This is a genomic window from Pseudonocardia sp. ICBG1293 (genome assembly GCF_020131355.1).
Lineage (GTDB): Bacteria > Actinomycetota > Actinomycetes > Mycobacteriales > Pseudonocardiaceae > Pseudonocardia.
Window position 1 is genome coordinate 63,710 of the sequence record NZ_JAHLEL010000051.1, and the last position, 13,202, is coordinate 76,911.

The following is a 13,202-nucleotide window of genomic DNA, read 5'->3' on the forward strand; positions in this document are numbered from 1 at the left end:
CCGGGTCAGGTCCGGGCGGGGACCGGGGCCACCGCACCGGCCTCGTCGTCGACGTGGTGGTACCTCCCGCCGCGCAGTGCGCTCGCGACCGCGGCGACCAGGCAGGCGACGGCGGCGAAGCCCAGCGCGAAGGTCAGGCCGTCGGCGAACGGGCCGGAGATCAGCTGCGGGAAGAACTGCCTGCCCGTCAGGTAGGCCGACTGCGCGGGCGACAGCGCCCCGAGGACCTGCGGGCCGAGCAGCGTCGCGATCGGGTTGTAGCCCAGCAGCGCCGCGAACAGGATCCCGACCGGCGGCAGCGCCGCCACCCGGTCCGCCGCGAGTTCCGGCACGCCCTGGGCCATGAGCCCGTCGTGCAGCGACGTGGGCAGCGTCGTCGACAGCCCCGCGATGAGCAGCGAGAAGAACACCCCGATCGACAGCACCGTCGCCGCGTTCTGGAACGTCGAGGTCATCCCGGCCCCGGCGCCGCGCTGGTGCGCGGGCAGCGAGTTCATGATCGCCGCCCGGTTCGGGGAGCTGAACAGGCCCATGGCCAGGCCGTTCAGCGCCAGCAGCAGCGCGAACGCCCGGTAGTCGAAGTCCACCGGCAGCGCCAGCAGTGCGAGGAACGTCGCCGCAGCGCCGAGCATCCCGACGGTGGCGAAGGCGCGGGCGCCGTAGCGGTCGGACAGGATGCCCGACACCGGGCCGGCGACGAGGAACCCGATCGTCAACGGGACCATGTAGATGCCGGCCCACAGCGGCGTCGTCTCGAACGGGAAACCGTGCTCGGGCAGCCAGATGCCCTGCAGCCAGATGATCAGGATGAACTGCAGGCCGCCACGGCCCAGCGCGGCCAGCAGGCTCGCGACGTTGCCCGCGGTGAACGCCCGGATCGAGAACAGCGAGACGTGGAACATCGGCTCGGGCACCCGGCGCTCGATCCAGGTGAACAGGCCCAGCACGACGACCCCGCCGCCGATCAGCCCGAGGACGAGCGGGCTGGTCCAGCCCATGACGTCACCGCCGTAGGGCTGGATGCCGTAGGTGATCCCCATCAGGACGGCGACGAGCCCGACCGCGAACGTCACGTTGCCCCACCAGTCGATCCGGGCCGCGCGACGGGCGCCGGTGTCGCGGAGACGGGCGTAGGCCCAGACCGTGCCGAACACCCCGACCGGCACCGACACCAGGAACACCAGGTGCCAGTTGACCGGTGCGAGCACCCCGCCGACGACCAGCCCGAGGAACGAGCCGGCGATCGCCGCGACGGAGTTGATCCCGAGTGCGAGGCCGCGCTGGTGCACCGGGAAGGCGTCGGTGAGGATCGCGGTCGAGTTGGCGAGCAGCAGCGCCCCGCCGACGCCCTGCAGCACCCGCATCGTGATCAGCCAGACCGCGCCGGCGTCGCCCTGCATCCAGGTGGCGGCCAGCAGCACCGAGAACACCGTGAACACGGCGAAACCCAGGTTGTACATGCGGGTGCGGCCGTACATGTCGCCGAGCCGTCCGAAGCTGACCACCAGCACCGCCGTGACGACCAGGTACCCCATGATCAGCCACAGCAGGTAGTCGATGTTGTCCGGCGCCAGCGGGTCGATCCCGATGCCGCGGAAGATGTCCGGCAGCGCGATCAACAGGATCGACATGTTGATCGTCACGATCAGCACGCCCATCGTCGTGTTCGACAGCGCGACCCACTTGTACCGGTCGACCGGTCCCGAATTGTTGAGCATCGCTAATAACTGTAGACCGCCGACTCAGCTTCGCGCCACGGTCTCGCCCGGCTCGTCCGGTCCGTCCCGATCCTCCCCCGGGTAAAGGAATCCCCAGGTGGGACGGGGTCTACAGTCCCCGCATGGCTAACGTCCGGCCCGACGGTCCGACGGCGACGCCGGCCACGGCCCGCCGGACCGAGCAGCTGTTCCGCCTCGCGCTGGTGGTGAAGGGGATCGACGGCGCCGCGGAGCTCCTCGGCGCCGTCGCCCTGGTGCTGGTGTCGGGGGACTGGCTGCACCGGGTCGCCGCGCAGATCCTCGCCCGCGACCTGATCGGCCCGCCGGACGGCACCCTGGCCCGGCACCTGTCCGAGGGCGTCGACCGGTTCGCCGGCGGGGACCGCACGTTCGTGATCGTGTACCTCGGGCTGCACGGCGTGCTCAAGCTCGGTCTGGTCGCCGCCCTGCTCACCCGCTGGCGCCCCGCCTACCCGCCCGCGGTGGTGGTCCTCGGCGTGTTCGTCGTCTACGAGCTGGTGCACGCCTGGCACACACACTCGATCGTGCTGCCGTTCCTCGCCGCGCTGGACCTCGCGATCATCGTGCTGGTGGTCCGGGAGTACCGGCTGCTCGGGCGGGAGGCGGCCGGCTCAGGTGCCGGCCGCGACCGGTAGCCGCTCCAGGACGGCGCGGGCCGCGGCCCGGCCCGCCCGGTCGGCGCCGATCGTGCTCGCCGAGGGGCCGTAGCCGACCAGGTGCACCCGCGGGTCGGCGACGACGGCGGTGTCCCGCGGCTCGCCCAGCACGATCCCGCCGCCCGGACCGCGCAGCCGCAGCGGCGCGAGGTGCCCGAGCGCGGGGCGCCAGCCGGTCGCCCACAGCAGCACGTCCGCGGACTCGTGGGTGCCGTCGGCCCACTCCACACCGTCCGGCACGACCCGGGCGAACATCGGCCTGCGGACCAGCACCCCGGCCGCGATCCCGGCCCGCACCTCGGGGGTGAGCCCCAGCCCGGTCACGCCGACGACGCTGCGCGGCGGCAGTCCGGCCCGGACCCGTTCCTCGACCCGGGCGACGGCGGCACGGCCCTGCTCGGGCCCGAACGGCGCGCTGTGCCACTCCGGCTCCCGGCGGGTGACCCAGGTCGTCGCGGCGGCGTGCGGGGCGATCTCCAGGAGCAGTTGCACCGCCGTGATCCCGCCCCCCACCACGACGACCCGCTGCCCGGCCAGTGCCTCCGGGCCGGGATAGGCGCGGGCGTGCAGGCTCGTGCCACGGAACGTCGCGAGACCCGGGTAGGCGGGGACGAACGGGCGGGTCCAGGTACCGGTGGCGTTGACCAGATGGTCGGCGACCCAGGTACCCCGGTCGGTCTCGACGGCCAGCGGTCCGCCGGTGCCGGTGGTCGGCGGTCCGCCGGTGCCGGTGGTCGGCGGTCCGCCGGTGCCGGTGGTCGGCGGTCCGCCGGTGCCGGTGGTCGGCGGCCCGCCGGTGTCGATGGTCGGCGGTCCGCCGGTGTCGCACACCCGGTCGACGTGCACCGGGCGGACGACCCGCAGGTCCAGCTCGCGCTCGATCCGCGCGAAGTAGGCGGGTACGGCGTCGCGGGCGGCGAGATCGGGGTCGGCGTCGGGGGCGTCGAAGCCGGAGCGGACCCCGGCGACGTCGTGGATGCCGTTCACCGTGCGCATCCGCAGGGTGGGCCACCGGTGCCGCCACGCCCCGCCGGGACCGTCCTCGCCGTCGAGCACGACGAACCCGGGGCCCGGCTCCAGCCCGCCGCGCCGCAGCCCGGCCGCCGCCGACAGGCCCGCCTGGCCCGCGCCGATCACCACGACCCCGGTCCGCTCCACACCAGGCCCAACGCCCCGGCCGCGCACGGTCATCCCCCGGTGATCGCCGGTCGTGGAGCATCACGCCCACCTCGCGGACGCTGCGTTCCACAACCGGTGATCATGGCTGCGTGGCGGCGCGGACCACGTCGGCGACGTCGGCGTTGGCGCCGCAGACCACCAGGGCGAGCCGGGCGTCCGGGAACCGCTCGACGACCCGGCGGGCGGCCGGGACCAGACAGCCCGCGGCGGGCTCGGCCCAGATCCCGGCGTGCTCGGCGAGGGTGAGCGTGCCGGCGACGGCCTCGGCGTCGTCGACGACGAGGACCTCGTGCACCAGTGCCCGGACGTGGTCGTAGGTCAGCTGCGAGACCGAGGGGGCCGACAGCGTGGTGATCGCGGACGTGATCGTGACCGGGGTCGGGCCGCCGGCCGCCAGCGCCGCGGACATCGACTCGGCGCCGACGGTCTCCACCCCCCACACCCGGGTGCCGGGCAGCAGCGCACGCACCGCGGTGGCGATCCCGGACACGAGCGCCCCGCCGCCGATGGAGACCAGCACGTCGGTCGGCGGCTCGCCGAGCGCCACGGCGTCCCGGGCCAGCTCCAGACCGACCGTGCCCTGGGCGGCGACGATCACCGGGTCGTCGAACGGGTGCACCAGCGTCCGTCCGGCCCGCTGCAGCTCGCCGGCCAGCGCGAACGCGGCCGCGATGTCCGGGGTGAGCCGCACGTCGGCCCCCGCCGCGCGGGCCGCCGTGACCGACCGGGCCGGTGCGTTGCGCGGCATGACGACGACGGCGTCCACCGCCGCGGCGCCCGCCACCTCGGCGACGGCGAGACCGTGGTTCCCGCCCGACACCGCGACGATGCCGGCGGCGCGCTCGGCGTCGGACAGCGACGCCAGCTTGGCCAGCACCCCGCGCGGCTTGAACGACCCGGCCCGCTGCAGGTGCTCCAGCTTCAGCAGCACGGGTGCACCGAGGGCCGCGGACAGGCCGGGGGAGGGGACGGTCGGCGTGCGCACGACGCCCCCGGCGATCCGCTCGGCCGCCGTCTCGATGTCTGCGATGCCCACCTGGTCCGCCACCGCCGCAACGTAACCCCGGCCCGGTGGGCGTGCCCGGTCAGGTCCGCCGGCCGGCCGTCGGGCACCGGGGCCGGGTGGGGTCAGCCCATCGTCCGTGCGCCGTCGATCGCCTCGCGGATGATGTCGGCGTGGCCGGCGTGCTGACTGATCTCGGCGAGCATGTGGATCGTGACCCGCCGCACCGACCAGGACGTGTTCGGCTCGAACCACGGCGCGACCGGCAGGGCGTGCGTCGCGTCCAGGTCCGCGGACCGCAGCACCTCCTCGGTGCGCGCCGCGACCTGCTCGACGCGGGTGCGCAGGTGCTCCAGGGTCTCGTGGTCGGCCAGGACGAACCGGGTGTCCACCCACTCCCCGCCGGAGGCGGACCAGTCGCCGCCGTTCGCGTCGGTCTCGGCGTCCCAGTCGACGGAGTCGTTGTAGACGTCGACCTCGCCGAACGCGGCGGCGCCCTCGACGGCGAACCGGAACCACTGCTCCTCGGTGTCCGCGACGTGCTTGAGCAACGAGGCGATCGTCAGCGCGCTGACCGTGCTGCGGGTGCGCGCCTGCTGCTCGGTCAGCCCGTCGGCGGTCTGCAGCAGGAAGCCACGGTGGCGCTCCAGGGTGGCGACCAGCTCGGCACGCTCGCCGGTCAGGACCTGCTTCTCGTCGGTGGCGTTCATCTCCGGGCCGCCTCTCGGGCTCCGCGGACCGGGTCCGTCCCGGTCCGACGGGAACGACGATAGGACCGATCCAGGACAGATCCGGTCCTCGTCGGGGACTCGTGCGAGGCGTCAGTCCGCGAGGTCGCGCAGGGCCGTCTCCCAGCGCTCACGGCGGGCGTCGTCGTCGAGGTCCCACCAGGGGGTGCCGCGCTCGCCCAGCCCGTGCTTGGCCGCCGAGACCCGGGTCCGGGCGGCGGCGACGCGGTCGTCGTCGCCCGTCCTGCGACCGGCGCCGACCTCGGCGCGTGCCTTCCCGAGGTGCTGCTGCAACGCCGACCGCACGTCGTCCGGGATCGTCGGGTCGGTCGCGCGCCACCGGCGGCCCCGGACGACGATGTACCGGCCGTCCGGGGTCCGCTCGGGGTCGCCCATGCGGTGGGCGTCAGCCGCTGACGGGCACGACGTCCGGCGCACCCAGCCGCGCGGCGTCGGCGGTCGCGTCGTCGGGCATCCGCTGGCTCTCCCGCTCGGCCTCCACCCGCTTGACGTAGTGGTCGACCTCGCGGGCGATCTGCTCGTCGTTCCAGCCCAGCACCGGGGCGACCAGTGTCGCGGTCTCCTCGGCGGCTCCCACACCCCGGTCGAAGGTCTCGATCGAGATCCGGGTGCGGCGGGCGAGGATGTCCTCCAGGTGCCGCGCGCCCTCGTGCGAGGCGCCGTAGACGACCTCGGCCCGCAGGTAGTCCTCCGCGCCGGCGAGCGGCTCGGCGAGCGTCGGGTCGGCGATCAGGAGGTCGAGGACCTCGTCGATCAGCGAGCCGTAGCGGCCGAGCAGGTGCTCGATCCGGACCGGGTGCAGGCCGCTGCGCGCGGCGAGCTGGTGGGTGGAGTTGCGCAGCGCGGTGAACCCCTCGGCGCCGAGCAGCGGGACGTTCTCGGTGCAGGAGGCGGGCACCTTGGCGTCGAGCGAGTGCACGGCCGCGTCGACGGCGTCCTTGGCCATCACCCGGTAAGTCGTGTACTTGCCCCCGGCCACCACGACCAGCCCCGGCACCGGGGTGGCGACGGCGTGCTCGCGGGACAGCTTCGAGGTCGCCTCGGACTCACCGTGCAGCAGCGGGCGCAGCCCGGCGTAGACGCCCTCGACGTCCTCGTGGGTGAGCGGCTGCTCCAGCACCTCGTTGACGTGGGCGAGCAGGTACTCGATGTCGGCCGCGCTCGCCGCCGGGTGCGCCTTGTCCAGGTCCCAGTCGGTGTCGGTGGTCCCGATGATCCAGTGCCGGCCCCACGGGATGACGAACAGCACCGACTTCTCGGTGCGCAGGATCAGGCCGGCGTCGCCGCGGATCCGGTCGCGCGGGACCACCAGGTGGATGCCCTTCGAGGCGCGTACCTTGAACTGGCCGCGCTCGCCCGCCAGGCCCTGGGTGTCGTCGGTCCACACCCCGGTGGCGTTGATGACCTCCTTGGCGCGGACGTCGAACCGCTCGCCGGACTCCAGGTCCTGCACGGTCGCGCCGATCACGCGCCCGGAGTCCTTGAGCAGCCCGACGACGCGGGCGCGGGTCGCGACGTGCGCGCCGTAGGCGGCCGCGGTGCGGGCGATCTCCATGGTGTGGCGGGCGTCGTCGACCTGGGCGTCGTAGTACTCCAGCGCGCCCACCAGGGCGTCCTTGCGCAGCGACGGCACGACCTTGCGGGCGCCGCGACGGGTGAGGTGCCGGTGGTGCGGCAGGCCGCGGGCCCGGCCGGACAGCAGCCCGAGCGAGTCGTAGAGCGCGACGCCGGCGCCCGCGTAGAACCGCTCCCACACGTGGTGCTTGAGCGGGTAGACGAACGGCACCGGACGGACGAGGTGCGGTGCGAGGGTCTGGATCAGCAGCCCCCGCTCCTGCAGGGCCTCGGCGACCAGCCGGAAGTCGAGCATCTCCAGGTAGCGCAGGCCGCCGTGGATGAGCTTGGAGGAACGGCTCGACGTGCCGGACGCGAAGTCGCGGGCCTCGACCAGGCCGGTCGTCAGACCGCGGGTGGCCGCGTCGAGCGCGGCGCCGGCGCCGACGACGCCGCCGCCGACGACGAGCACGTCCAGTTCGCGGTCGCCCATCGCCTGCAGCGCCGTGGTACGGGCCTCCGGGGAGAGCGCCACCGATTTCATGATCAGACCTTCCTGAGTGGTTCGTGCTGTCCTGCCGGGGGACTACCCGCTGAACACCCGTCCGACCGCGGGTGTGCCCGGTGTCGCCCCCACGTGTGGTGAGGGCGACACCGGGCGGGTGGTCCTACTCGACGTCGACCCAGTCCAGGGTCCGCTCGACGGCCTTGCGCCACCGGCCGTAGCCCTCGTCGCGCTGCGCGTCCGACCAGGTCGGCTCCCAGCGGCGGGCCTCGTTCCAGTTCTCCCGCAGCTCGTCGGTGTTCTTCCAGAACCCGACGGCCAGGCCGGCCGCGTAGGCCGCGCCGAGCGCCGTGGTCTCGGCGACGACGGGTCGCGAGACGGGAACGCCCAGCACGTCGGCCTGGATCTGCATGCACAGCTCGTTCTGGGTGACGCCGCCGTCGACCTTCAGCACCTCCAGAGTCACCCCGGAGTCCTTCGTCATGGCGTCGCTGACGTCGCGCGACTGGTAGCAGATCGCCTCCAGGGTGGCCCGGGCCAGGTGCGCGTTGGTGTTGAACCGGGACAGCCCGACGATGGCGCCGCGGGCGTCGGAGCGCCAGTACGGCGCGAACAGGCCGGAGAACGCCGGGACGAAGTACACCCCGCCGTTGTCGTCCACCTGGCGGGCCAGCGACTCCGACTGCGAGGCCCCGGAGATGATGCCGAGCTGGTCACGCAGCCACTGCACGGCCGAGCCGGTGACCGCGATGGAGCCCTCCAGCGCGTAGACCGGACGCTCGCCCTCGAACTGGTAGCACATCGTGGTGAGCAGGCCGGACTCCGAGCGGACGAGTTCGGTACCGGTGTTGAGCAGCATGAAGTTGCCGGTGCCGTAGGTGTTCTTGGCCTCGCCGGGGGCGAAGCACACCTGGCCGACGGTCGCGGCCTGCTGGTCGCCCAGGTCGCCGGTGATCGCCACCTCGCCGCCGAGCGGACCGCTCGCCAGGGTCTTCCCGAACGCGGTCGCCGACGACGACGGCTTGATCTCCGGCAGCATCTGCCGCGGGATGCCGAAGAAGCCGAGCAGCTCGTCGTCCCAGTCGAGGGTCTCGAGGTCCATCAGCATGGTGCGGCTGGCGTTGGTCACGTCGGTGACGTGCAGCCCGCCCTGGGTGCCGCCGGTGAGGTTCCAGATGACCCAGGTGTCGGTGTTGCCGAAGACCGCGTCGCCGTTCTCCGCGGCCTCGCGGACGCCGTCGACGTTCTCCAGGATCCACTGGATCTTCCCGCCGGAGAAGTAGGTGGCCGGCGGGAGGCCCGCCTTGCGGCGGATGACGTCGCCCCGGCCGTCGCGGTCGAGCGCGGTCGCGATCCGGTCGGTGCGGGTGTCCTGCCAGACGATCGCGTTGTAGTACGGGCGCCCGGTGCGCCGGTTCCACACGACGGTGGTCTCGCGCTGGTTGGTGATGCCCAGCGCGACCAGGTCGGACGCGGACAGCCCGGTCTTGGTCAGCGCCTGCTGCAGGCAGGTGTTGGTCCGCTCGATGATCTCGATCGGGTCGTGCTCGACCCAGCCGGCCTGCGGCAGGATCTGCTCGTGCTCCAGCTGGTGGCGTCCGACCTCGTTGCCGCCGTGATCGAAGATCATGAAGCGGCTGGAGGTGGTGCCCTGGTCGACGGCGCCGACGAACTCGGCCATTGAGCTCTCCTTCTTGCGGGGATCGGGGCGGGGGTGGTGCGGCAGGACGGCGGTCGGCCGGGTCAGACCCGCCCGACCTCCTGCGGAGCGTCCTCGGCGGGGATGTACCGGTCGATGAGGACCTTGAACAGGCCGCCCCCGACCAGCGCGCCGATCAGCGGGGCCACGATCGGCAGCCACCAGTAGGGCGTGCCGTCGCCGGTCACCCAGGCGGTCTCGTAGCCGGTGACCCAGGAGGCCAGCCGCGGCCCGAAGTCGCGGGCGGGGTTGATCGCGTAGCCGGCGTTCGCGCCCCAGGCCATGCCGATGCCGACGACCAGGATGCCGATCATGAACGGCGCCATGTTGGCCATCGGGCCCTTGTTGCGCGGGTGGACCAACGCGAAGATCACGAACACCAGGATCGCGGTGCCGACGACCTGGTCGAAGAACGCCGTGGTGATGGTGGTCGGCGCGCCCGGCGAGGTCGAGAAGATGCCCTGGGTCTCGGTGAGGCCCGGGTCGACCGAGCGGATGAAGTCGGCGTAGACGAACCGCACGATCAGCGCCGCGACGAACGCGCCGAGGGTCTGGGCGGCGACGAACGGGCCGACCTTGCGCCACGGGAAGCCCTCGTACACGGCGAAGGCCAGTGTGACCGCGGGGTTGAGGTGCGCGCCGGAGATCCGGCCGGCGACGTAGACGCCAAGCATGACGCCGAAGCCCCAGGCCCAGGCGATCGAGTCGTACTGGCCGTTGGCGCCGTCCGGCGTGGTCGTCACCTGTGCGACGACACCGACGCCGAACAGGATGAGGATCATCGTGCCCGCGAACTCGGCGCTCAGCTCGCCGAGCAGCGACGGCGTCCTCTCGGTGGTGGCGGGCGCGGCCGCGGTGTTCTCGGAGCTCGTCATCGAACCCCCTTCTGGGTGAGTCCCCCTCGCGGGACCGGGCGGCCCCGCCGTGTGCGACGGGACGCTAGGAGCGCGCCGGGTGCCGGGCAACGCGAGCCGTTCGACGATGCCGAACGTTGCGGGTCGATCGGCGCATGATCGAGTCCACGCGGCGTCCGTACGGCCTACGATCGCGGCGTGGCACGGGCGATCCAGTCGGTGGAGCGGGCGGCGGCACTGCTGCGGCTGCTCGGCGGTGCGGGGCGCCCGCTGGCGCTCGCCGAGCTGGCCGCGGCGCTGGACCTGCCGCGCCCCACGGCGCACGGGCTGCTCCGCACGCTGCGGGAGGAGGGACTGGTGGCCCAGGAGCCGTCGTCCGGCCGCTACCTGCTGGGCGAGGGGCTGGGGCGCCTGGGCGCCCCGTGGGACCGGCACGACCTGCGCGCGCGGGCGATGAACTGGGCCGACGCGCTGGCGGCGGGCACCGGCTGCGCGGTGTACCTGGGAGTGCCCTCCGCCGACGGTGCCGGGGTCGATCTGGTGCACCACGTGTTCCGGCCGGACGACACGCCGCAGCGGCTGCGGACCAACACCACCCAGCCGTTGCACGCGACGGCGTGGGGGAGGTGCCTGCTGGCGTTCGCCCCGGCGTCGGTGCGCGCGGTGGAGCCGCTGGAGACCTACACGCGCGCCACCGTGACCGACCCGGCGGTGCTGGCCCGGGAGATCACGACGACGCGCCGGCGCGGCTGGGCGGACGACGCGGGCGGCTGGGAGCCGGGTGTCGGGGGCCTCGCGGTCCCGGTGCGCAGCGGGGGCGGGCTGACCGTCGCGGCGCTCGGGATCGGCGCGCCGGTCGAGGAGCTGTTCACCGCCGACGGGCGGGCCCGCCCCGAGCCCGTCGTCGAGCTGGTCGCCGCGGCCGGGGAGATCGCCGACGGGCTGGAGGGGCTGACGTGAGCACCGTGGCGGCGGGGGAGCGGGTGGTCGCCGCCATCGACCAGGGGACGACGTCGACCCGGTGCCTGCTGTTCACCCGCTCGGGCCGGATGGTGGCCGTCGCCCAGCGCGAGCACCGGCAGCACTTCCCGAGCCCGGGCCGCGCCGAGCACGACGCGTCGGAGATCTGGCGTGCGGTGACCCGGGTCGTGCCCGCGGCGCTGCGTCGCGCCGGCCTGGGGCCGCAGAACGTCGTGGCGCTCGGTATCGCGAACCAGCGCGAGACGACGGTCGTCTGGAACCGCCGCACCGGTGTCCCGCTGGCGCGGGCGATCACCTGGCAGGACACCCGGACCACCGACATCGTCGCCGGGCTCGCCGCCGACGCCGACGCCGCCCGCTGGGCGCGGGTGAGCGGGCTCGGTCCGGCGACCTACTTCGCGGGCCCCCGGCTGCAGTGGCTGCTCGACCACGTGCCGGGTGCGCGCGACGGCGCCGAACGCGGCGAGGTCCTGTTCGGGACGATGGAGTCCTGGCTGATCTGGAACCTCACGGGCGGCCCCGACGGCGGCGTGCACGTCACCGACGTCACCAACGCCAGCCGCACGATGCTGATGGACCTGCGCACGCTGGAGTGGTCCGACGCGCTGTGCTCGGCGCTGCGGGTGCCGCGGGCGATGCTGCCGACGATCGTGCCGAACTCCCGGGTGTACGGCCGGTGCACCGGTCTGCTGGACGGGGTCCCGGTCGCCGGGGCGCTCGGCGATCAGCAGGCCGCGCTGGTCGGCCAGACCTGCTTCGCGCCCGGCGAGGCGAAGTGCACCTACGGGACGGGTGCGTTCCTGCTGAAGAACACCGGCTCGCGCATCGCCGGGTCCGAGGCGGGCCTGATCCCGACCGTCGGCTACCTGCTCGGCGACCAGCCGGTCTACGCGCTCGAGGGCTCCATCGCGATGACCGGCTCGCTGGTCCAGTGGTTCCGCGACGCCCTCGGCATGATCGCGACGGCGGCCCGGATCGAGACACTCGCGCTGACCGTCCCGGACAACGGCGGCTGCTACGTCGTCCCCGCCTTCTCCGGGCTCTACGCCCCGCACTGGTACCCCGACGCCCGGGGGGTGATCGTCGGCCTGACCTCCTACATCCACCGCGGCCACCTCGCCCGCGCGGTGCTGGAGGCGACCGCGTGGCAGACCCGCGAGGTGCTCGACGCGATGAACGCCGACTCCGGCCTGCCCGTCACCCGGCTGCGGGTCGACGGCGGGATGACGGCGAACCACCTGCTCATGCAGTGCGTCGCCGACGTCCTGGACCTCACGGTGGAACGCCCGCTGGGCTCGGAGGCGGTGTCGCTCGGCGCGGCCTACGCGGCCGGCCTGGCCGTCGGCTACTGGCCGGACCCGGAGGTGCTGCGCCGCAACTGGCACCGCGCCGCCGCCTGGGAGCCGACGATGGATCCCGGCCTGCGCCGCCGCGAGCACGACAACTGGCGCCGTGCGGTACAGCGGAGCACGGGCTGGGCGCGCCCGGACTGAGCCGGCGGACCCGGCCCGGCCCGGCGTGCACGGCTCCCCGCCCGGCGGACGCGGCCCGGCGGACCCGGCCCGGGCGGGCCGCCGGGCACCCGTCAGGGGCCGGCCGCCCGCTGCCGACGTCGTCGGACCCGGTCCCGGTGCTCGCGATCGCGCATCTCCTGGATCCGGCGCACACCGACGTCGAGGACCCGTCCGGCGACCGGCCGGAACCAGTCGACCCACTCCGCAGGGACGCCGGTCACTATCCGCCCGGCGCCGGTGTCGGTCACGTCGGTCCAGAGGATCTCGCGGGCCCGCGCGGTCGCCAGGACGAGCAGCCGGCGTCCGTCGTCGGGATCCGGCTCGCGCTCGACGAGGTCGCGCTCCTCCAGCCGGGCGAGCAGCCGGGTGGTACCGCCGGTGCCGAGCCCGACGGTCTCCGCGACCTCGGCGCCGGTCATGGCCCGCCGGCCCAGCAGAAGCTCCGCGAGCACCGTGTACTCGTGCACCGTCAGCCCGGAGCGCGCGGCGACCGACCGGATCCGGTAGAAGCCGAGCAGCTCCGCCCGGGCGAGCATCGGCGCGAGCGCCTCCGCGGTCTCGGCACGGGCTCGTCGGTCCTCCTCCGCCTGCCTCGCCCGTGTGTCCCGCTCGGCGGTCCCGTTGCCGGCGGTCGCGTTGCCGGCGGTCCTGTTGGCGGCGGTCCTGTTGGCGGCGGCCCCGGTGTCTCCGCCGGATCCCGGCGCCGCTGGGGTGTCGGGACCCGGACGTCCCGGAGTGTCCTCCGGACGGATTCGCTCACCGGGTAAGC

12 protein-coding genes are annotated in these 13,202 nt (G+C 74.0%); 3 read left to right on the plus strand and 9 right to left on the minus strand.

Going from position 1 to position 13,202, the window contains the following annotated elements:
• Positions 1 to 5: 5 nt before the first annotated feature.
• On the minus strand, positions 6 to 1,718 hold the full coding sequence (locus tag KPF47_RS26270) for an MFS transporter (RefSeq protein ID WP_224391492.1): 1,713 nt from the start codon (positions 1,716 to 1,718) through the stop codon (positions 6 to 8).
• A 122-nt stretch (positions 1,719 to 1,840) separates the two neighbouring features.
• Here KPF47_RS26270 and KPF47_RS26275 point away from each other — a divergent pair, with 122 nt between their 5' ends.
• Positions 1,841 to 2,374 carry a DUF2127 domain-containing protein gene (locus KPF47_RS26275; RefSeq protein WP_224391493.1) on the plus strand — a complete coding sequence of 178 codons (534 nt, stop codon included), beginning with the start codon at positions 1,841 to 1,843 and terminating at the stop codon, positions 2,372 to 2,374.
• Here the strand turns inward: KPF47_RS26275 and KPF47_RS26280 are convergent.
• The 7 genes from KPF47_RS26280 to KPF47_RS26310 form a co-directional block, all read right to left on the minus strand.
• A complete protein-coding gene (locus tag KPF47_RS26280) occupies positions 2,351 to 3,586 on the minus strand; it encodes an NAD(P)/FAD-dependent oxidoreductase (protein WP_224391494.1) in 1,236 nt (411 codons plus the stop codon). The two genes, KPF47_RS26275 and KPF47_RS26280, sit on opposite strands and share 24 nt — an antisense overlap.
• A gap of 67 nt (positions 3,587 to 3,653) precedes the next feature.
• Positions 3,654 to 4,622, minus strand: coding sequence for a pyridoxal-phosphate dependent enzyme (locus KPF47_RS26285; RefSeq protein WP_224391495.1), 969 nt, complete (start codon positions 4,620 to 4,622; stop codon positions 3,654 to 3,656).
• 80 nt (positions 4,623 to 4,702) lie between these two features.
• Complete coding sequence (locus tag KPF47_RS26290) at positions 4,703 to 5,287, minus strand: DinB family protein (RefSeq protein WP_224391496.1); 585 nt, start codon at positions 5,285 to 5,287, stop codon at positions 4,703 to 4,705.
• 111 nt (positions 5,288 to 5,398) lie between these two features.
• Positions 5,399 to 5,701 carry a hypothetical protein gene (locus KPF47_RS26295; protein ID WP_224391497.1) on the minus strand — a complete coding sequence of 101 codons (303 nt, stop codon included), beginning with the start codon at positions 5,699 to 5,701 and terminating at the stop codon, positions 5,399 to 5,401.
• A 10-nt stretch (positions 5,702 to 5,711) separates the two neighbouring features.
• Positions 5,712 to 7,424, minus strand: a complete 1,713-nt coding sequence (locus KPF47_RS26300) for a glycerol-3-phosphate dehydrogenase/oxidase (protein WP_224391498.1) — start codon at positions 7,422 to 7,424, stop codon at positions 5,712 to 5,714.
• Positions 7,425 to 7,548: 124 nt separating this feature from the next.
• The gene (gene glpK / locus KPF47_RS26305; RefSeq protein WP_224391499.1) at positions 7,549 to 9,066 is read right to left on the minus strand and encodes a glycerol kinase GlpK; all 1,518 of its coding nucleotides are present in this window, start codon (positions 9,064 to 9,066) and stop codon (positions 7,549 to 7,551) included.
• 62 nt (positions 9,067 to 9,128) lie between these two features.
• Positions 9,129 to 9,959, minus strand: coding sequence for an MIP/aquaporin family protein (locus tag KPF47_RS26310; protein ID WP_224391501.1), 831 nt, complete (start codon positions 9,957 to 9,959; stop codon positions 9,129 to 9,131).
• Positions 9,960 to 10,136: 177 nt separating this feature from the next.
• On the opposite strand from KPF47_RS26310, the gene KPF47_RS26315 reads away from it, so the two are divergent.
• Together KPF47_RS26315 and glpK (KPF47_RS26320) are read left to right on the plus strand one after the other, a co-directional pair.
• The gene (locus KPF47_RS26315) at positions 10,137 to 10,898 is read left to right on the plus strand and encodes an IclR family transcriptional regulator (protein ID WP_224391503.1); all 762 of its coding nucleotides are present in this window, start codon (positions 10,137 to 10,139) and stop codon (positions 10,896 to 10,898) included.
• A complete protein-coding gene (gene glpK / locus KPF47_RS26320) occupies positions 10,895 to 12,412 on the plus strand; it encodes a glycerol kinase GlpK (protein WP_224391504.1) in 1,518 nt (505 codons plus the stop codon). The genes KPF47_RS26315 and glpK (KPF47_RS26320) overlap by 4 nt, the downstream gene beginning before the upstream one ends.
• Positions 12,413 to 12,504: 92 nt before the next feature.
• Here the strand turns inward: glpK (KPF47_RS26320) and KPF47_RS26325 are convergent, their stop codons facing one another.
• Entirely contained in the window at positions 12,505 to 12,969 is a 465-nt protein-coding gene (locus tag KPF47_RS26325; RefSeq protein WP_224391505.1) for a MarR family winged helix-turn-helix transcriptional regulator, read from the minus strand.
• Between the last annotated feature and the right edge of the window lie 233 nt (positions 12,970 to 13,202).

Coding starts and splice junctions, on each gene's coding strand:
- KPF47_RS26270 (WP_224391492.1), bottom strand. CDS start 1,718: ATGCTCAACAATTCGGGACCGGTCGACCGGTACAAGTGGGTCGCGCTG.
- KPF47_RS26275 (WP_224391493.1), top strand. CDS start 1,841: ATGGCTAACGTCCGGCCCGACGGTCCGACGGCGACGCCGGCCACGGCC.
- KPF47_RS26280 (WP_224391494.1), bottom strand. CDS start 3,586: ATGACCGTGCGCGGCCGGGGCGTTGGGCCTGGTGTGGAGCGGACCGGG.
- KPF47_RS26290 (WP_224391496.1), bottom strand. CDS start 5,287: ATGAACGCCACCGACGAGAAGCAGGTCCTGACCGGCGAGCGTGCCGAG.
- KPF47_RS26295 (WP_224391497.1), bottom strand. CDS start 5,701: ATGGGCGACCCCGAGCGGACCCCGGACGGCCGGTACATCGTCGTCCGG.
- KPF47_RS26300 (WP_224391498.1), bottom strand. CDS start 7,424: ATGAAATCGGTGGCGCTCTCCCCGGAGGCCCGTACCACGGCGCTGCAG.
- glpK (WP_224391499.1), bottom strand. CDS start 9,066: ATGGCCGAGTTCGTCGGCGCCGTCGACCAGGGCACCACCTCCAGCCGC.
- KPF47_RS26310 (WP_224391501.1), bottom strand. CDS start 9,959: ATGACGAGCTCCGAGAACACCGCGGCCGCGCCCGCCACCACCGAGAGG.
- KPF47_RS26325 (WP_224391505.1), bottom strand. CDS start 12,969: ATGCTCGCCCGGGCGGAGCTGCTCGGCTTCTACCGGATCCGGTCGGTC.